The 17,492-nt window shown below is 75.4% G+C and carries 18 protein-coding genes; 13 read left to right on the top strand and 5 right to left on the bottom strand.

Annotated features, from left to right (window positions below; translation table 11 throughout):
* Positions 1 to 55 precede the first annotated feature (55 nt).
* The gene (locus ZF1_RS18495; protein ID WP_482637904.1) at positions 56 to 1,801 is read right to left on the bottom strand and encodes a DEDD exonuclease domain-containing protein; all 1,746 of its coding nucleotides are present in this window, start codon (positions 1,799 to 1,801) and stop codon (positions 56 to 58) included.
* 151 nt (positions 1,802 to 1,952) lie between these two features.
* On the opposite strand from ZF1_RS18495, the gene ZF1_RS18490 reads away from it, so the two are divergent.
* A complete protein-coding gene (locus ZF1_RS18490; RefSeq protein ID WP_482637903.1) occupies positions 1,953 to 3,509 on the top strand; it encodes an NYN domain-containing protein in 1,557 nt (518 codons plus the stop codon).
* A gap of 4 nt (positions 3,510 to 3,513) precedes the next feature.
* Here ZF1_RS18490 and ZF1_RS18485 read toward each other — a convergent pair whose 3' ends face one another.
* Positions 3,514 to 3,846: a hypothetical protein gene (locus ZF1_RS18485; RefSeq protein ID WP_251785139.1), complete on the bottom strand. Its 333-nt coding sequence runs from the start codon at positions 3,844 to 3,846 to the stop codon at positions 3,514 to 3,516.
* Positions 3,847 to 4,231: 385 nt separating this feature from the next.
* Here ZF1_RS18485 and ZF1_RS18480 point away from each other — a divergent pair, with 385 nt between their 5' ends.
* Positions 4,232 to 5,374, top strand: coding sequence for a glycosyltransferase family 4 protein (locus ZF1_RS18480; RefSeq protein WP_251785138.1), 1,143 nt, complete (start codon positions 4,232 to 4,234; stop codon positions 5,372 to 5,374).
* A 29-nt stretch (positions 5,375 to 5,403) separates the two neighbouring features.
* Here ZF1_RS18480 and ZF1_RS18475 read toward each other — a convergent pair whose 3' ends face one another.
* A complete protein-coding gene (locus tag ZF1_RS18475) occupies positions 5,404 to 7,248 on the bottom strand; it encodes an AMP-dependent synthetase/ligase (RefSeq protein WP_482637902.1) in 1,845 nt (614 codons plus the stop codon).
* A 205-nt stretch (positions 7,249 to 7,453) separates the two neighbouring features.
* Between ZF1_RS18475 and ZF1_RS18470 the strand changes: the two genes are divergently transcribed.
* From ZF1_RS18470 to ZF1_RS18445, 6 genes are read left to right on the top strand one after another with little or no spacing between them, the layout of a single operon-like run.
* Positions 7,454 to 7,870 carry a hypothetical protein gene (locus ZF1_RS18470; protein ID WP_062396088.1) on the top strand — a complete coding sequence of 139 codons (417 nt, stop codon included), beginning with the start codon at positions 7,454 to 7,456 and terminating at the stop codon, positions 7,868 to 7,870.
* A gap of 2 nt (positions 7,871 to 7,872) precedes the next feature.
* Complete coding sequence (locus ZF1_RS18465) at positions 7,873 to 8,667, top strand: metallophosphoesterase family protein (RefSeq protein ID WP_346108585.1); 795 nt, start codon at positions 7,873 to 7,875, stop codon at positions 8,665 to 8,667.
* Between the two features lie 20 nt (positions 8,668 to 8,687).
* Positions 8,688 to 9,125 (top strand): SRPBCC family protein, encoded by a 438-nt coding sequence (locus tag ZF1_RS18460; protein WP_020623841.1) that lies wholly within the window; start codon positions 8,688 to 8,690, stop codon positions 9,123 to 9,125.
* A gap of 43 nt (positions 9,126 to 9,168) precedes the next feature.
* Positions 9,169 to 10,416, top strand: a complete 1,248-nt coding sequence (locus ZF1_RS18455) for an ArsA family ATPase (protein ID WP_482637901.1) — start codon at positions 9,169 to 9,171, stop codon at positions 10,414 to 10,416.
* Positions 10,413 to 10,793 carry a hypothetical protein gene (locus ZF1_RS18450; RefSeq protein WP_482637900.1) on the top strand — a complete coding sequence of 127 codons (381 nt, stop codon included), beginning with the start codon at positions 10,413 to 10,415 and terminating at the stop codon, positions 10,791 to 10,793. The genes ZF1_RS18455 and ZF1_RS18450 overlap by 4 nt, the downstream gene beginning before the upstream one ends.
* Positions 10,794 to 10,801: 8 nt before the next feature.
* Positions 10,802 to 11,779: an ROK family protein gene (locus ZF1_RS18445; RefSeq protein ID WP_482638723.1), complete on the top strand. Its 978-nt coding sequence runs from the start codon at positions 10,802 to 10,804 to the stop codon at positions 11,777 to 11,779.
* 5 nt (positions 11,780 to 11,784) lie between these two features.
* Here ZF1_RS18445 and ZF1_RS18440 read toward each other — a convergent pair whose 3' ends face one another.
* Positions 11,785 to 12,282 (bottom strand): DUF308 domain-containing protein, encoded by a 498-nt coding sequence (locus tag ZF1_RS18440; RefSeq protein WP_405416338.1) that lies wholly within the window; start codon positions 12,280 to 12,282, stop codon positions 11,785 to 11,787.
* Between the two features lie 187 nt (positions 12,283 to 12,469).
* Here ZF1_RS18440 and ZF1_RS18435 point away from each other — a divergent pair, with 187 nt between their 5' ends.
* The 5 genes from ZF1_RS18435 (at position 12,470) to ZF1_RS18415 (ending at position 16,369) form a co-directional block, all read left to right on the top strand.
* Positions 12,470 to 13,225 (top strand): lysophospholipid acyltransferase family protein, encoded by a 756-nt coding sequence (locus ZF1_RS18435; protein ID WP_062396084.1) that lies wholly within the window; start codon positions 12,470 to 12,472, stop codon positions 13,223 to 13,225.
* Positions 13,226 to 13,656: 431 nt separating this feature from the next.
* Positions 13,657 to 13,968: a nucleotidyltransferase family protein gene (locus ZF1_RS18430; RefSeq protein ID WP_482637899.1), complete on the top strand. Its 312-nt coding sequence runs from the start codon at positions 13,657 to 13,659 to the stop codon at positions 13,966 to 13,968.
* A 24-nt stretch (positions 13,969 to 13,992) separates the two neighbouring features.
* Positions 13,993 to 14,349 carry a HepT-like ribonuclease domain-containing protein gene (locus tag ZF1_RS18425; RefSeq protein WP_345652295.1) on the top strand — a complete coding sequence of 119 codons (357 nt, stop codon included), beginning with the start codon at positions 13,993 to 13,995 and terminating at the stop codon, positions 14,347 to 14,349.
* 87 nt (positions 14,350 to 14,436) lie between these two features.
* On the top strand, positions 14,437 to 14,937 hold the full coding sequence (locus tag ZF1_RS18420; RefSeq protein ID WP_482637898.1) for a polyadenylate-specific 3'-exoribonuclease AS: 501 nt from the start codon (positions 14,437 to 14,439) through the stop codon (positions 14,935 to 14,937).
* A 28-nt stretch (positions 14,938 to 14,965) separates the two neighbouring features.
* On the top strand, positions 14,966 to 16,369 hold the full coding sequence (locus tag ZF1_RS18415; RefSeq protein WP_405416341.1) for a class II 3-deoxy-7-phosphoheptulonate synthase: 1,404 nt from the start codon (positions 14,966 to 14,968) through the stop codon (positions 16,367 to 16,369).
* Between the two features lie 50 nt (positions 16,370 to 16,419).
* On the opposite strand, the gene ZF1_RS18410 is transcribed toward ZF1_RS18415, so the two are convergent.
* Entirely contained in the window at positions 16,420 to 17,436 is a 1,017-nt protein-coding gene (locus ZF1_RS18410) for a LacI family DNA-binding transcriptional regulator (RefSeq protein ID WP_482637897.1), read from the bottom strand.
* Between the last annotated feature and the right edge of the window lie 56 nt (positions 17,437 to 17,492).

The raw sequence follows: 17,492 nt of genomic DNA, 5'->3' as shown, positions 1-17,492 counted from the left end.
TCCACGGCGGCCCCGCCGGAGACACGGTCTCCGGCGGGGCCGCCGTCGTACGTCCTCAGACCCCGGCGGGCTCGTCCGGGGAGCGGTCACCGGTGCGGTGCGACGCCTCCCGGGCCCGGTCGGCCCACTCCCGCCAGGCACCCCCGCCCCGTGCCGGCTCCGCCCAGGGCGGGTCGCAGTACACCAGCCGGGTCCCGCCGGTGGTGAGCCAGCGGTGCAGGATCCGGACCTCCTCCGACGGGGCCCCGCGCAGCGGCCCGTCGCCGGGCAGGACCGTCTGCGCGCCGGTCCGCAGTGCCTCGACGACCGGCATCGGCCGCACCCCGCGCGGGGCGTTGCCCGCCGCGGCGAGCCGTCCGTGGCGCAGGACGGCGAGCTCCCAGCCGCCCCGGCCGTCGGGCCGGGCACCGACCAGCTCGTCGATGCCCGCGAGCGCGGCCAGGGTGCCGCCCCGGTCGACCCCGGCGGCCAGCGTGGCCAGCCGGTCCCGGGCCCGTGCGGCCGCCTCGTAACGCCCGCCGGCCGACCGGTCGTCGACCTCGGTGGCCAGCACCCGCAGCGGGCCGTCGTCCCGCCCCGCGACGAGGTCGCCCCAGGCGTGCACGGCGGGCGCGTAGTCCTCGACGGGCTGCAGACCGGCGCACGGGGCCGCGCAGCGGCCCAGCTCGTGCAGCGCGCACGGCGTCGCCGAGGGGTTCCGGGCCGGGATCCGGATCGTGCACCGGCGCAGCGGCAGTGCGTCGAGTGCCGCGTCGAGCACGTCGGTCGCGGCCCGCTGCGACCCGAACGGGCCCAGGGCACCCGCCCGCGGGGTGGCGACGACCGACAGCCGCGGGAACGCCTCCGCCGTCGGCGCCACCCAGTAGGTCCGGCCGGGGTTGCGCGAGCGCCGGTTGTACGGCGGGCGGTGCGCGGCGATGAGCGCCAGCTCGCGCACCGAGGCCTCCAGGGCGTGCGCGCAGACCACCGTGTCGACCTTCTCGGCGCGGGCGAGCATGTCGCGGACCCGGCGGCGCTTCTCCCCGGCCGTGAAGTACGACCGCACCCGCCGGTGGAGGTCGCCGCTGGTGCCGACGTAGAGCACCTGGCCGTCGCCGCCGCGGAACAGGTACACACCGGGCTCCGAGGGCACGTCGTTCGCCAGGTGCCTGCGGCGCCGCTGGGTGGTGGTGGGCCGGTGCGGGGCCCGGTCACGGACGAGCTGCAGCAGCTCCTCCAGGCTCTGCACACCCAGGTTCCCGATCCGCTCCAGCAGGTGGTGCAGCACCTCGACGGTCGCCCGGGCGTCGGTCAGCGCCCGGTGGTCCGGGGTGGTGGCGCAGCCGAAGTGCCGGGCCAGCGCGCCCAGCTTCACACTGGGGCACTCGGCGTGCGGGAGCACGGCCCGGGCGAGCCGGGCGGTGCACAGGACCGGCGGGCCGGGCCAGGGTCGTTCGAGGCGCTCGCAGGCGGCCTTGAGGAACCCCGTGTCGAACGGGGCGTTGTGGGCCACCAGCACCGCGCCGCGGAGCATGTCGAGCACCGAGGGCAGGACCGCACCCAGCGGTGGCGCGTCGTGCAGCATCGCGTTCGTGATACCGGTCAGCCGGGTGATGTCGGCCGGGACCCGTACACCCGGGTCGACGAGGGTGCCGAGCTCGGAGATCCGGCTGCCGCCGCGCACCGCGACGGCGCCGACCTCGGTGATGGCGTCGGTCCGGTGGCTGCCGCCGGTGGTCTCCAGGTCGACCACGCAGAAGGTGACGTCACGCAGTGGCGTGCCCAGCTCGTCGAAGGTGAGCTGCGGGGAGCAGGAGGTCACGCCCTGCACCGTAGCCGTGGGGTCCGACAGTATGTTCGAACACCCGGCCCCGGTCCGGGGGAGCCGGGGCGCGGACACCGATCCGGGGACGTCCCGGCTGCGGACGGGCACGCCGACGGCGATCCGGGCCGGGCGGGGATAACCTGGACCGATGGCGTACGACGACACGGAGCGACCGGAGCCCCCGTGCTCCGGGGTCCCGTCGTGCGCCGCGGACCCGGCCGCGAGCGACTGGCCGGAGCTGCCCGCCCCGCTGCGGGCCCGGCTCGCCGAGATCGCGGGTACCGCGCTGGGCGGGCTGCCGCCCGGGGACGTCCCCACCCCGCTACGCCGCTTCGCCCGGTTCACCCCCGCCAAGCGGGCCCGTCTCGGCGGGCAGGTACTGGTCGCCCGGCTGCAGCAGGACACGGCGTTCCGGGCGGCCGTGGTGGCGTGGTGGGCCGAGAACCGGCCCGGTGAGCTGGAGCTGCCCGAACCCGCCACGACACGACCCGCCGGCGACCCGCCCGTGCCCCCGGGCGGACCCGGGGCATCCGCCGGGGACACCGGAGCCGCGGAGGCAGCCGTCCCGTCCGGCCGTCCCGCGGCGCAGCACGCAGCCGCATCACCGGTGGACGGGTCGGCCCCCGCCGCGGAGGCCGCGTCCGTCGCGGATCCGCTGCCCGCACCCGTCGACAAGCTCGACGCGGCCGCGGTCGCGCTGCTCACCGCCGATCCGCTCGCGCACCGGCGGGTCGCCGAGGTGGGGCAGACCGCGGACCTGGCGAACCTGCGCGCCGAGCGCGACGAGGCCCTGGCCAAGGTCGACAAGCTCACCGCTGAGCTCGAACGGGCCCGGGCCGAGCTGGTCGAGGAACGGGAACGCGCACGGGCGCTCGTCGGGGAGCGGGAGACCGAGTACCAGCAGATGCGCCGCCGGGTCAGCGACCAGGGCGCGCGGCTGCGTGCCGCACTCGACGCCCGCACCGAGCTGGAGGAGGAGGTCGCGCGGCTGCGCGGCGGCGTCGACGACGAGCTCGCCCGCTCCCGCGCCGAGACCGCCGCCGAGCGCGAGCGGGCCGACCGGGAACGCCGCCGGGCCGACGCCGCGGCCGGTCAGGTCGCCGCCGCCCGCCAGGCCGCCCGCGAGGCCCGGCGCGGCGACGAGGTGCGCCTGGAGCTGCTGCTGGACACCGTCAGCGGCGCGATCTCGGGTCTGCGCCGCGAGCTCGACGTCGGCGCGGGCGGACCGCGGCCGGCGGACCTCGTCGCGAAAACGGGCGACCGCGGGACCGGCGCGCGCGTCGCGGCCCCCGTCGACGGGCTGGCCGCGCTGGACGCGCTGCTGACCGTGCCGTCGGTGCACCTCATCGTCGACGGCTACAACGTCAGCAAGACCGGCTACCCGGACCTGCCGCTGGCCGACCAGCGCTCCCGGCTGGTGGCCCAGCTCGGCGCACTGGGTGCCCGCACGGGGGCCGAGATCACCGTGGTGTTCGACGGGGCCGCCGTGATCGCCGCGCCGGTGCGCGGCAGCCGCGGGGTGCGGGTGCTGTTCAGCGACGCCGGGGTGATCGCCGACGACGTCGTCCGCGACCTCGTCGCCGCCGAGCCGGCGGGCCGGCCGCTGCTGGTCGCGACGTCGGACCAGGAGATCGTGCGCTCGGTGCGCCGCCGGGGCGCGCACACCGTGGCGTCCGCGGTGCTGCTGCGCCGCCTCGGCGGGTGAGCGCTCACCCCACGTCACGGTGCCGGGGCCCGTGCCCGGCCGGCGGGACCACCGGCATCGGCAGCGCCGTGCGTCCGGCCCGACCGGGCGCCGGTGCGCCCGGCTCGACCAGGCGCAGGTGCGGGATGAGGCCGCCCTCGGCCAGCACCTGCAGTGCCCGGCGCTCCGGCTCGGCGAACTCCAGCGGGGCGACGGTCGTGGCCACCGTGCCGGCCGGCAGGTCGACGGGAAGGTAGGGGATCGGCCGGTCGTCCTCCGGGACCTCCAGCAGCACCCCGATGACGCAGACACCGCACGCGGCACCGCGGACCTCGCAGCGATCGCAGTCGACGATCATGGCTCCTCCTTCGTCGGACCCGAGGTGGTCGAGCACCGCGGACGCTAGGGGAGGGGTCCGACAGAATGGCCGCGCCGGAGAAAAACCGGGGCGGGGCCGTCACCGCGGGCCGCCGCGCTCGTTCACCTGAACAGCACGACATCCTCACCAACTGTGCCGTCGAGCGAGCACCACCACTCGTACGGAGCAGTGCCACCCCGGCGGGCGACCGATCCGGTCACGCAACGGTGAGGACGCGGAACTCGTCCGCTCCCCGGAGTGTCGGACGGCGGCCCGCATCCCCGACGCGCAGCGCGCGTGCGGAGCCGCCGTCCCGACCCCCGCCGTCCCCTCCGCCGGTGACCACCGGCGGAGGGCGCCCCGCCGAGGACTAGCGTCGCCGACCGTGGCGCGCACGCTGCTGGTGACCAACGACTTCCCGCCCCGGCCCGGCGGCATCCAGTCCTACCTGTCCGACCTCGCCCGCGCGCTCCCGCCGGACTCGCTCGCGGTCCACGCGCCCGCCTGGCGCGGCGCCGCCGACCACGACGCCGCGCTGCCGTTCCCCGTGCACCGGCACCGGTCGTCGCTCATGCTGCCGGTCCCCGAGGTCGCCCGGCGCGCCGCGGAGCTGGCCCGCGAGCACGACGCCGGGACCGTCTGGTTCGGCGCGGCCGCGCCGCTGGGGCTGCTCGGCCCGTACCTGCGCCGCCGGGCCGGGGTGGAGCGGGTCGTCGCCACCACGCACGGCCACGAGGTCGGCTGGTCGATGCTGCCCGGCGCGCGCCGGGCGCTGCACCGGATCGGCCGCGACGCCGACGTCGTCACCACGGTGTCGCGATGGACCCGCGGCCGGCTCGCCGGCGCGCTCGGCCCGGACGCGGCGCTGGAGGTCCTGCCGCCCCCGGTGGACACCGTCCGCTTCGCACCCGACCCGGACGCCCGCGCCGCGGTCCGGGCCCGGTACCGGCTCGGCGACGCACCCGTCGTGACGTGCGTGTCCCGGCTGGTGCCGCGCAAGGGCCAGGACGTGCTGGTCGCGGCGCTGCCGCGGATCCGCCGCCGGGTGCCGGGCGCCCGGCTGCTGCTCGTCGGCGGCGGGCCCTACCGGGACCGGTTGCGCACACTGGCGGCACGCGCCGGGGTGGCCGACGCGGTCGTGCTCACCGGCGGGGTCCCGGCCGCCGAGCTCGCCGCGCACCACGCCGCCGGGGACGTGTTCGCCCTGCCGTGCCGCACCCACCTCGGCGGGCTCGACGTCGAGGGACTGGGGATCGCGCTGCTGGAGGCCGCGGCGTCGGGGCTGCCCGTCGTCGCGGGGGACTCCGGCGGCGCGCCGGAGACCGTCGAGGAGGGTGTGACCGGCCACGTCGTGCCGGGACGTGACGTCGCTGCCGTCGCCGACCGGGTCGCCGACCTGCTCGCCGACCCCGTCCGGGCGACGGCGATGGGCCACGCCGGACGGGCCCGCGTCCGGCGGGTCTGGGGCGGGCCGTCGTCGGCGGCGCGCCTGCACGGCTTCCTGACCGGCCACGACGGGCCGCGCTGAGTGCACGACCCGTCGTCGACGGCGGGGGGTCAGCCCTTGTCGGCGGTGGTCCCCGCGTAGAGCGCCTCGATCTCGCCGGAGTAGGACTCCACGACGACCTTGCGCTTGACCTTCATCGTCGGCGTCAGCTCGCCGCCGGCCTCGCTGAAGTCGTGCGGCAGGATCGTGAACTTGCGGATCTGCTCGGCCCGCGAGACGGCCTGGTTGGCGTCCTCGACCGCGGCCGCGATCTCGCCGCGCAGCTCCGGGTCGTCGACGAGGTCGGCGGCCGAGCTGCCGTCGCCCGCGGGCTTGCCGTTGCGCTCGCGCCAGCCCGGCAGGGCGTCCGGGTCGATGGTGACCAGCGCGGAGATGAACGGCTTCTGGTCGCCGATCACGATGCACTGCCCGACCAGCGGGTGCGCCCGCAGCCGGTCCTCGAGCACGGCCGGCGCGACGTTCTTGCCGCCGGCGGTGACGATGATCTCCTTCTTGCGGCCGGTGATGGTGAGGAAGCCGGCGTCGTCGAGCTCGCCGATGTCGCCGGAGTGGAACCAGCCGTCGGACTCCAGGGCCTCCTTCGAGGCCTCCTCGTTCTTCCAGTAGCCGCGGAAGACGATGTCGCCGCGCAGCATGATCTCGCCGTCGGAGGCGATCCGGACCGCGCAGCCGGGGACCGGGCGGCCCACCGAGCCGACGCGCTGGGCGTCGAGGGTGTTCAGCGTGATGCCCGCGGAGGTCTCGGTCAGGCCGTAGCCCTCCAGCACGGGCAGCCCGATGCCGCGGAAGAAGTGCCCGAGCCGGCCCCCGAGCGGGGCCGAGCCGGACACCGCGGCCTTGACCCGGCCGCCGACGGCGGCGCGCAGCTTGCCGTAGACGAGCTTGTCGAACAGCGCGTGCCGGGCCTTGAGCAGCAGGCCGGGCCCGCCCGCGTCGAGCGCCTCGGAGTAGGCGATCGCGGTGTCGGCGGCCGCGTCGAAGATCTTGCCCTTGCCGTCGTTGTGGGCCTTGAGCCGCGCGCCGTTGTAGACCTTCTCGAACACCCGCGGCACCGCGAGCAGGAAGGTCGGCCGGAAGTCCGCCAGGTCGGGCAGCAGGGTCTTCACGTCGGGGGAGTGGCCGACGATCGTGCGGGTGGACAGGCAGCCGCACTGGATGGCCTTGCCGAACACGTGCGCGAGCGGCAGGAACAGCAGCACCGAGTCCCCGGGCTCGAACAGGTGCGGGATCGTCGCGGCGATCGTGCGGATCTCGGCGATCAGGTTGCGGTGGGTCAGCTCGCAGCCCTTGGGGCGGCCGGTGGTGCCCGAGGTGTAGATCAGGGTGCACAGGTCGTCGGCGCGCACCCCGCCGCGCCGGGCGTGCACCACGTCGTCGGGGGTGTCCGCGCCGAGGCCGCGCAGCTGCTCGACCGCCGAGGGGGCGTCCGGGGCCGACGCGGCCGGCTCGATCTGCCAGACGGTGCGCAGCTCGGGCAGGTCTCCGCGGACCTTCTCCACCGACGCGGCGTGCTCGGCGGTCTCCACGACGATCCCGACGGCGCCGGAGTCGGACACGATCCAGGAGATCTGGTCCGGCGACGACGTCTCGTAGATCGGCACGGTGACCCCGCCCGCGGCGAGGATCGCGTAGTCGAACAGGGTCCACTCGTACCGGGTCCGCGACAGCAGCGCGACCCGGTCCCCGGCCTGCACACCCGCGGCGACCAGCCCGGCGGCGATCCGGGTGACCTGCTCGCCGAACTCGGCCGCGGTCACCTCCGACCAGCTCCCGTCCGCACCCTTGCGGCGGTAGAGCACGTCCGACGGGTGCTGCGCGGCGTTGTCGAACACGGCGTCCGAGAGCGATTCCTCGTCTCCCACGGACACCGCGGCGGGAACGCTGTACTCACGCACGGGGATCGACCTCCTGGCGGCCTCGACAGGCTGAACGCGGTCGCCGCGACGGCTGCGGCGACACCTCGGAGCAGAACCTACCGGAGAGTAGGGTCCACGTACATCGATTCGGACATAACGGATCGGTCGGTGGTGCCGCCGGTCCGGTCCGGGCCGCGACGGTACCCGTGACCGGCGCCGTCGCACGGGGTGGCACGCTGACCGGGTGCCCGCGATCGACGTGATCGACGAGACCTTCCTGGCCGTGCCCCGCGAGCGGGTCGCGGCGGAGTTCGCCGACCCGGCCCGGTGGCCGTCGTACTGGCCCGACCTGCGCCCCGAGGTCGCGCACGACCGCGGACCGGCCGGGCTGCGCTGGACCGTGACCGGCGCGCTCGTCGGGACCATGGAGGTCTGGTGCGAGCCGGAGGGCGACGGCACCGTCCTGCACTTCTTCCTGCGCGCGGACCCGGACGGCCCGCCGCCCGGTGGCCGGCTGCGGCGCCGCCGGTGGCTGCGCGCGGAGTCCGACCGGCGGCACCGCGCGTTCAAGGCGCACGCCTTCGCGCTCAAGCGGCGCCTGGAGGGCGGGCGCCCGGCGGGCGTCGCGCCGTCGGCGTTCCGGCCGGACCGGACGGCCTGAGCGTGCGGCTGCACGTCGTCACCGACGTCCACGGCGCCACCGTCCCGCTCGCCCGCGCCGCCGAGGGCGCCGACGGGGTGCTGGTGCTCGGCGACCTGCTGGAGTTCATCGACTACCGCGACCCGACCAACGGGATCATCTCCCGGCTGCTCGGGCCCGGGGTGGCCGCGGAGTTCGGCCGGATGCGCCGGATCGGGGCGCCGCGCGCGCAGGTGCTGGGCCTGCTGGAGCGCTCCTGGGCCCGGTTCACCGACCCGGCCGCCGCCGTCGCCGAGGCCGTCGCCGCGCAGTACGCCGAGGTCTTCGGGGTCCTGGGCGGGCTCGGGGTGCCGGTCTGGGCGATCCCGGGCAACGTCGACGTCCCCGACGCCTGGCCCGACACCGACGGCGTCACCCGCGCCGACGGACGGGTGGTCGAGATCGGCGGTCGCCGGTTCGGCTTCCTCGGCGGGGTGCCGCTCCCGCCCGGGGTCGACCCGCGCCGCACCGGCCCCTGGCGGCCGCACTTCGTGACCCACGAGGACTGGACCGCGCGCCTGGACGCGCTCGGCCCGGCCGACGTGCTGTGCACCCACGTCCCGCCGGCGCACCCGGGCCTGACCTACGACGTCGTCACCCGCCGCGCCGAGATCGCCAGCGCGCCGCTGGCCGCGCGGATCCGGGCCGAGCAGCCGTCGCACGCCCTGTTCGGGCACGTGCACCAGCCGCTGCACCGCCGCGCGCGGATCGGCCGCACCGAGTGCGTCAACGCCGGACACTTCCGCGCGCACGGCACGCCCTACGTGCTCCGGTTCTGACCACCGGATAGCCTCCCGCCATGGCCGACGCGACCTCGTCCTCGATCCACATCGACGCCCCGCCGGAGCGGGTCATGGCGGTGATCGCGGACTTCGCGTCCTACCCCGAGTGGACCGACCAGATCACCAGCGTCGAGATCCTCGACGCCGGTGCCGACGGCCGCGCCCGCCAGGTCCGCTTCGCGATGGACGCCGGGGCCATCAAGGACACCTACACCCTCGACTACGACTGGGCCGCCGACGACCGCTCGGTGTCCTGGACGCTGGTCAAGGGCGGCATCCAGCGCGCCCAGGACGGCGCGTACCGGCTGGTCGGCGACGCCGGCGGCACCACCGTCACCTACGAGCTCAGCGTCGAGGTCAACTTCCCGATGATCGGGATGCTCCGTCGCAAGGCGGAGAAAGTGATCATCGACGCCGCACTGAAGGGCCTCAAGCGCCGCGTCGAGAAGGGCTGAGCCGGTCGGCGGCGACCCGGACGCGATCGTTAGGCTCCGCGCTGTGCGCGTCGTGCTCTTCACCGGCAAGGGCGGGGTCGGCAAGACGACCCTGGCCGCCGCGACGGCCGCGCACGTGGCCGGGACCGGCCGGTCCGCGCTGGTCGTGTCCACCGACCCGGCGCACTCCCTCGGCGACGCACTGGACGCCGAGCTGGGTGCCGAGCCCACCGAGGTCACCGAGAACCTGTGGGGCGCCCACATCGAGGCCCGCCACCTGCTCGAGGGCGCCTGGGGCGACCTGCAGGGGCACCTGCGCACGATGCTCGCCGGGGCCGGGGTGGACGAGCTCGTCGCCGACGAGCTGACCGTGCTGCCCGGCGTCGAGGACCTCCTCGCGCTGGTCGAGGTGCAGCGCTACGCCGAATCGGGCCGCTTCGACGTCGTCGTCGTCGACTGCGGGCCGACCGCGGAGACGCTGCGGCTGCTCACCCTGCCCGAGGCGCTGTCGGGCTACCTGGAGCGGCTGTTCCCCGCGCACCGCCGCGCGGTGCGCGGCCTGGTCGCCGGGCTGGCCGGGGCCAAGGCCGACGGCGCGGGCTGGGACCGCACGATCGACGCGCTCGGGGTGCTGGCCGAGCAGCTGCGCGGGCTGCGCGGCCTGCTCGCCGACCGCTCCCGCACCTCGATCCGGCTGGTGCTGACCCCGGAGCGGGTGGTCGCGGCCGAGACCCGCCGCACCCTGACCGCGCTCGCCCTGCACGAGCTGCGGGTCGACGGGCTGCTGGCGAACCGGGTGATGCCCGGCCCGCCGCCGTCGCTGCGCGGGCCCGCGGCGCGCTGGCTGCGCGAACGCGCCACCGAGCAGCAGTCCGTGCTCGCCGAGCTGGGCGAGCTCGGTGCGGACGTGCCGGTGACCGCGGTCCGCTACACCGCCGCCGAGCCGACCGGCGTCGGTGCGCTGCGCGAGCTGGCCCTGTCGGTCTACGGCGACGACGACCCCGCGGGCGCCGCCGACGGCGCCCCGCCGCGGCCGTTGATGGAGCTGCGCCGCACCGCAGGTCACGGCGTCTCCGCCGACACCGAGTTCGAGCTCGACGTGGCGCTGCCCGGCGCGCAGGACGCCCCGCTGGACCTCGCCCGGGTCGGCGACGACATGGTCGTCGGCATCGGGTTCTCCCGGCGCGTGGTCTCGCTGCCGTCGGTCCTGCGCCGCTGCGAGGCCACCGGCGCCCGGCTGGAGGGCCGCGGCTCCGACGCCCGCCTGGTGATCTCCTTCGTGCCCGACCCGGGCACCTGGATGACCTCGTGAGCGGCCGTGACACGCGGGGCGGCACCCACTGCGGCGATCACGGCGGCATCCCGGAGGACCTGCGGGTCACCGCGGTGGCGCTGCTCGACCGGCTGCGTGCGGCCACCGAGACGATGTCGGACTCGCTGCGGGCCGCCGGGAGCGACCCCGGCCCCGGCGACGCCGGCTCCTGCACCGCCTGCCCGGTGTGCGCGCTGATCGCCGTCGTGCGGGGGGAGCGGTCGGAGCTGGTCACCCGGCTCGCCGCCCACGCCGGCGGGCTGCTCGCCGTGCTCGTCGCGGTGCTGGAGGAGGCCGCCCCGCCCGCACGCCAGGAGCCCCGCCGCCCGCACGGCGGCGGACGCTCCGTGCAGCGGATCGCGGTGCACCGGACGTGAGCCCCCGGATGTCCGACGTCCGCACCATCGGGGTGGACGTCGGGGGCACCAGCGTGCGCGCGGGCGTCGTCGACGCCGAGGGGGAGATCCTCGACTCCGCCTCCGCGCCGACCCCGCGTACCGACGACGCGCTGGAGGCGGCCATCGCCGGCGCCGTCGACGAGCTGCGGCGCAGGCACACCGTCGCCGCCGTCGGGCTCGCGCTCGCCGGGTTCGTCGACGCCCCGCGGGGCCTGGTCCGCTACGCGCCGCACCTGTCCTGGCGCGACGCCCCGGTCGCCGAGCGGATCGGCGACCGGCTCGGCGGGATCCCGGTCGTCGTGGAGCACGACGCGAACTCCGCCGCGCTCGCCGAGCGGTGCCACGGCGCCGCGGCGGCCGGTGCCTCGGTGGCGCTGGTGATCGCGCTGGGCACCGGGATCGGTGGCGCCCTGCTGCTCGACGGCGAGCTGTTCCGCGGCGCGCACGGCGTCGCACCCGAGCTGGGGCACCTGCGGGTCGTCCCGGACGGACGGGCCTGCCCGTGCGGCAAGCGCGGCTGCTGGGAGCGCTACTGCAGCGGGACCGCCCTCGGCGCCACCGCGCTGGAGATGCTCTCGGGCGGCGACGTGCCGGGCCCGTCCGGGCTGGCCCGCGAGGCCGCCGTCGACCCGGGGCGGGTCACCGGCAAGCGGGTCGCCGCGGCCGCCCGCGAGGGGGACCCGGTCGCCCGCGCCGCCGTCGACGACATGGGGCGCTGGCTGGGGGAGGGGCTCTCGCTCGTCGCGGACGTCTTCGACCCGGACCTCGTGGTGATCGCGGGCGGGGTGTCGGCGTCGGCGCCGCTGTTCCTCGACGCCGCCCGCGAGCACTACGCCCGCATCCTCACCGGGGCGGGCAACCGGCCGCTGGCCCGGATCCGGACCGCGCAGCTCGGCGCGGCCGCCGCCGTCGTGGGCGCGGCGACGCTGGCCCGCGAGAGCCTGCGGTCCGGCGCCCGGCGCTGAGCGCGCTACAGCCGCGAGCCGTCGTCCCAGGGGTCGGGGCCCTCGTCGGGGTCGGGGCTCCACAGCCGCAGCAGCAGCCAGCCCAGGCCGGCCGCGATGAGCACCAGCCCCAGCGGCAGCGGCCAGGTCCCGCCGACGCCGATCAGCCCCGGCGCGATGCACAGCAGCAGCCCCACCGCGATCAGCCCGCCACCCACGACGGCCGGTGGTCCCGGCCGCGGCAGCGGCGGCGGCTCCGGCGGGTGGTAGTGGTCGTCCGGGTCGGCACCCGTGCCGGTGCCCGGGTGCGGGGCGGCCGGGCCGGGCCGGTGCGCGGGCCGGTCGGCGCCGCCCGCCGCGCCCGCGGCGTCACCGGCGTCGCCGCGGTCCGTGCGGTCGGCGCGCTCCACGGGCTCGGCGGGCCAGTCCGGGACCGAGCCCTCGTCGCGCCAGGCGGCGACGATCGCGTCGAAGTCGTCGTCGGGCCGGTCCTCGCGGTCACGCGAGGGGTCTGCGGAGCTCATACCGGTCCGTCCCTCCCCGCTCGCGGCGGCTCCCATCCTGTCACGGCCCGTGTCCCGCCCGACACCGCCCACGGGCCCGCGCGGGCGCCGCGCGGGGCCCGCCCGACCCCGGTGACCACCGCCCCGTTGTGAGGAGGTGTCGACGCTCCGTAGGCTGTCGCCGAAGTCGGTAGGGAGGCAGCGCAGGGTGCTGTACTGGTGGTCCAAGTTCGTGCTGCTCGGCCCGTTGATGAGGCTGTTCTGCCGGCCGGAGGTGCGCGGTGCCGAGAACGTGCCCGGTGGTGCCGGCGCGATCCTCGCCAGCAACCACCTCGCGGTGGCCGACTCCTTCTTCCTGCCGTTGATGCTGCCGCGCCGGGTGACCTTCCTCGCCAAGCGCGAGTACTTCACCGAGCCCGGGATCCGCGGCTGGTTCAAGAAGCAGTTCTTCACCGGCGTCGGGCAGGTCCCGGTGGACCGTTCCGGTGGGTCCGCGGCGCGCGCCGCGATGGACACCGCGGTCCGGCTGCTGAACGAGGGCAAGCTGCTCGGGATCTACCCGGAGGGCACCCGCTCGCCCGACGGGCGGCTCTACAAGGGCAAGACCGGCGTCGCCCGGATGGCCCTGGAGGCCGGGGTGCCGGTCATCCCGGTCGCGATGGTGGGCACCGACAAGGTCAACCCCATCGGCTCCAAGATGTGGCGCCCGCGCAAGGTGAAGATCGTGATCGGCGAGCCGCTGGACTTCTCCCGGTACGAGGGCATGGCCGGGGACCGGTTCATCGAGCGCTCCATGACCGACGAGATCATGTACTCGCTGATGGAGCTGTCCGGACAGACCTACGTCGACCTCTACGCGGCGTCGGTCAAGGAAAAGGCCGCGGCCGGTGCGCCGCCGCCCGCGCCGTCGCGTCCCGCCCCGCAGCGGCCGGACGCGAACGTGCCCGACTCCCGCGCCTCCTGATCGACTCCGGAAGTGCGTCCCGGCGATCTGACCCACCGATGTGGAGCTGGGCGAAGGCTCCTCTGTCGGTGAGAGCCCGTGGTGGACCGACCTGTCGCCCGGCAGAATCCGGCGGTCGGTGACCTCTCGGGAGGCGAAGCAGGCGACCGAGTCGGCCGGAGCCGGACGGCGGCCCGCTCACCTGTCCGGTCAGTGGAGCTTCCGGCTTGCGACAAGGGCGTCGAGCATGCTCGTTTCGATCCGGTAGGTGGACGACCTCCTCTACGATCGAAGGTCGTCGAGCCGTGGCGAAGCTCAGTGCCGGTTCTTCAACTCGGCGGCGGGGCGGCTGCCGGTGTCGTCCGACGGATGAGCTCGATGCCCGGGCTCGGCCGGTCCCGATATCGCGCGAGCGCAGTACGATCGCCGCACTGTTTCGTATGGGAGGCGCGATGACCGCCGGAACCCACCAGGCCGTCACGCTGGCCGACGTGAGTGCACGTCGGGACTTCATCGTGGACGTCGGGCGCCGTCATGGTGTTTACAACATCCGTGTCTTCGGTTCCGTCGCGCGTGGCGAATCGACCCCCACCAGTGATCTCGACCTGCTGGTCGACCTGGAACCCGGCCATGGTTATGTCGACATGGTTTCCTTCGCCCTCGCGGTCGAGGACTCACTTGGGGTTCTCACACAGGTCGCCACGGTGAACGGTCTCAAACGCCGTGTCCGTGATCAGGTTCTCGCCGAGGCCGTGGCAGTGTGACTGTCTTCTCGGAGATCGCTCGTGATGGAGGGATCCCTGTTGGTCCGACGTGACCGGGAGCGGATCGCGGACATGTTGGAAGCCGCTGAGAAGATCCGGGTCCGGGTTGCGCGCGGCCGCGCGCGGTTTGATGCCGACGAGGACCTGCAGATCGTCTTGACGCATCTGATCCAGGTGCTCGGTGAGGCTGCTGCACGCGTGAGCCCCGAGCTGGCTGCTGCTCATCCGCACCTGCCGTGGCGGGCACTGGCGGGAATGCGCAATCGTGTCGTGCACGAGTACTTCGAGATCGATCTCGAAATCCTCTGGGCTGCTGCGTCTCAGGAAGTCCCGGCGCTGGCGGTCCAGCTGCGTGCGGTTCAGACAACGGAGGACGCCTGACCCGGAGCGGTCCCGATCACGGCAGCAGAGGCACGTACGCTCGTCGGGCGGCACAGCTCCACGACCGAACCCGAGCCCAGGACGGCAATGCGCTTCTTCTACGACACCGAGTTCATCGAGGACGGCACGACGATCGACCTGGTGTCGATCGGGATCGTCGGCGAGGACGGCCGCGAGTTCTACGCCGTGTCCACCGAGTTCGACCCGGACCGGGCCGGCAAGTGGGTGCGGGCCAACGTGCTGCCCAAGCTGCCCTCGCCCAGCGACCGGGCCTGGATGTCGCGGTCCCGGATGCGCTCCGAGATCCTCGACTTCTGCACCGGCGCCCCCGGCGACGTCGAGCTGTGGGCCTGGATCGCCGCCTACGACCACGTGGCGCTGTGCCAGCTGTGGGGTGCGATGCCCGCGCTGCCGCGGCCGATCCCGCGCTTCACCCGCGAGCTGCGCCAGCGGTGGGAGGACGCGGGTCGCCCGGCGCTGCCCCCGCCGCCCGCCGAGGCGCACGACGCGCTCGCCGACGCCCGGCACAACCTGCGGCGCTGGGAAGTGATCGCCGAGACCCTCGCGACGGGGGCCGCGCCCCAGTAGGGATCGGCCGCGGCCTAGGCTGGGCCGTGTGAACTGGTCCGTCGACGCGCCCATCGACGTCCTCCCGGAGCTGCCGCCGCTGCCCGCGGACCTGCGCTCCGCCCTGGACGATGCGCTCTCCCGCCCTGCCGCCCAGCAGCCCGAGTGGCCCGACCCGTCGCAGGTGGGCGACGTGCGGAAGGTCCTCGAGTCCGTCCCGCCGGTGGTGCTGCCGCCGGAGGTCGACCGGCTGCAGTCGCGGCTCGCCGACGTCGCGAACGGTGAGGCGTTCCTGCTGCAGGGCGGCGACTGCGCCGAGACCTTCGTCGACAACACCGAGCCGCACATCCGGGCGACGATCCGCACGCTGCTGCAGATGGCCGTCGTCCTGACCTACGGCGCCTCGATGCCGGTGGTCAAGGTCGGCCGCATCGCCGGTCAGTACGCCAAGCCGCGCAGCTCGCCGGTCGACGCGAGCGGGCTGCCGTCCTACCGCGGGGACATCGTCAACGGGCTCGCCCCGGACGCGCAGGGCCGCATCCCGGACCCGTCGCGGATGGTGCGCGCCTACGCGAACGCCTCGGCGGCGATGAACCTGGTCCGCGGGCTGACCGCGACCGGGCTGGCCGACCTGTCCAAGGTGCACGACTGGAACAAGGACTTCGTCCGCACCTCCGCCGCGGGCGTGCGCTACGAGGCCGTCGCCGCCGAGATCGACCGCGCGGTCCGCTTCATGGACGCCTGCGGGGTGCGCGACCACAACCTGCACCAGGTCGAGTTCTACGCCAGCCACGAGGCGCTGCTGCTCGACTACGAGCGCGCGATGCTGCGCCTGGACCTGGAGCGCGACCCCACCGGCGGGGAGTCGCCGAAGCTCTACGACCTGTCCACGCACTTCCTCTGGATCGGGGAGCGGACCCGTCAGCTCGACGGCGCGCACGTCGCCTTCGCGGAGCTGCTGGCCAACCCGATCGGCATGAAGATCGGCCCGACGACGACGCCCGACCAGGCCGTCGAGTACGTCGAGCGGCTCGACCCGCACAACCGCCCGGGCCGGCTGTCGCTGATCTCCCGAATGGGCAACGACAAGGTCCGCGACGTGCTCCCGGCGATCGTCGAGAAGGTGACCGCCTCCGGGCACAAGGTCATCTGGCAGTGCGACCCGATGCACGGCAACACCCACGAGGCCTCGACCGGCTACAAGACCCGGCACTTCGACCGGATCGTCGACGAGGTGCAGGGCTTCTTCGAGGTGCACCGCTCGCTCGGCACGCACCCCGGCGGCATCCACGTCGAGGTCACCGGCGAGGACGTCACCGAGTGCCTCGGCGGTGCGCAGCGGATCTCCGACACCGACCTCGCCGGCCGGTACGAGACCGCCTGCGACCCGCGGCTGAACACCCAGCAGAGCCTGGAGCTGGCGTTCCTCGTCGCGGAGATGCTGCGCGGCTGACCCGTCCGTCCCCGGGGCGGCTCCACCCGGAGCCGCCCCGGTGGTGTGTCTCAGGCCCCGGTGCTGGCCCGGGCCGCGAGCCGTGAGGGCAGCAGGGGGGCGGCGGCGCCGTCGCCGTCCCCGGCGAGGACGGCGGCCAGCCGCTGGGCTGCGGCCCGGCCGAGCTCCTCCGCCGGCAGCGCCACACTCGTCAGCGACGGCGCCGTCACCTGGGAGTACGGCAGGTCGTCGAACCCGGCGACGGCGATGTCCCCCGGCACGGCCAGTCCGAGCCGGTGCGCGGCGGCCAGCACGCCGTAGGCCATCGTGTCCGCCGCCGCGACGACCGCGGTGGCCCCGGCCGCCCGCCAGCGCGGCAGCGCCTCGGTGCTGACGTCGGCGGCGGCGTCGAGGGTCAGCCCGGCCCGGGTGCCGTCGTCGAGGACCCGCAGGCCGTGCTCGGCGGCGACCCGGGCGAGCTGCTCACGGCGCACGGTGAAGGTGGCCGAGGGCGTCGAGCCCTCCAGGTAGGCGAGCACCGTGTGCCCGGCCTCGGCGAGGTGCGCGACCAGCGCGCGCACGCCCGGCTCCAGGTCGAAGGTCACGGTGGCCGCGCGGCCCTCGAAGCCGGGGGCGTCCATCAGCACCAGTGGCGGGCCGCCCGGTTCGAGGTCGTCGAGGAACGTCGGCGACGGCGCGTGCACCAGCAGTCCGGCCGGGCGGAACGCCGCGACCCGGCGGACGTCGTCGGCGCCGGGCTGTTCGCCGCCCTCGATCACCGACAGCATCAGCTGGTGCCTGCTGCCCAACGCCTCCCGGATCCCGGTGGTGACCCGCCCGAAGTAGGGGTTGGGGAGGTCGGGGGCGAGCAGCACGACGAGGTCGGTGGTCCCGCGGGCGAGCGAGCTCGCCGCGTGGTCGACCACGTAGCCCAGCTCGTCGACCGCGGCGCGGACCCGTTCGGTGATCACCGCGGACACCCGTCCGCGCGACTTGCCGTTCACCACCAGCGACACGGTGGACACGCTCGTCCCCGCCCGCCGGGCCACCATCGCCGCGGTCACCCGCCGGCCCACCGGTCCTGCCATCCGGCGAGCCTACCCGGACGCGCCACACATCAAGCGCTTGACGTCATGCGCTTGAC

This window comes from Pseudonocardia sp. ZF1 (assembly GCF_056835605.1).
The sequence above is the reverse complement of the archived record's forward strand: the minus strand, read 5'-3'. Positions and strand labels throughout refer to the sequence as shown.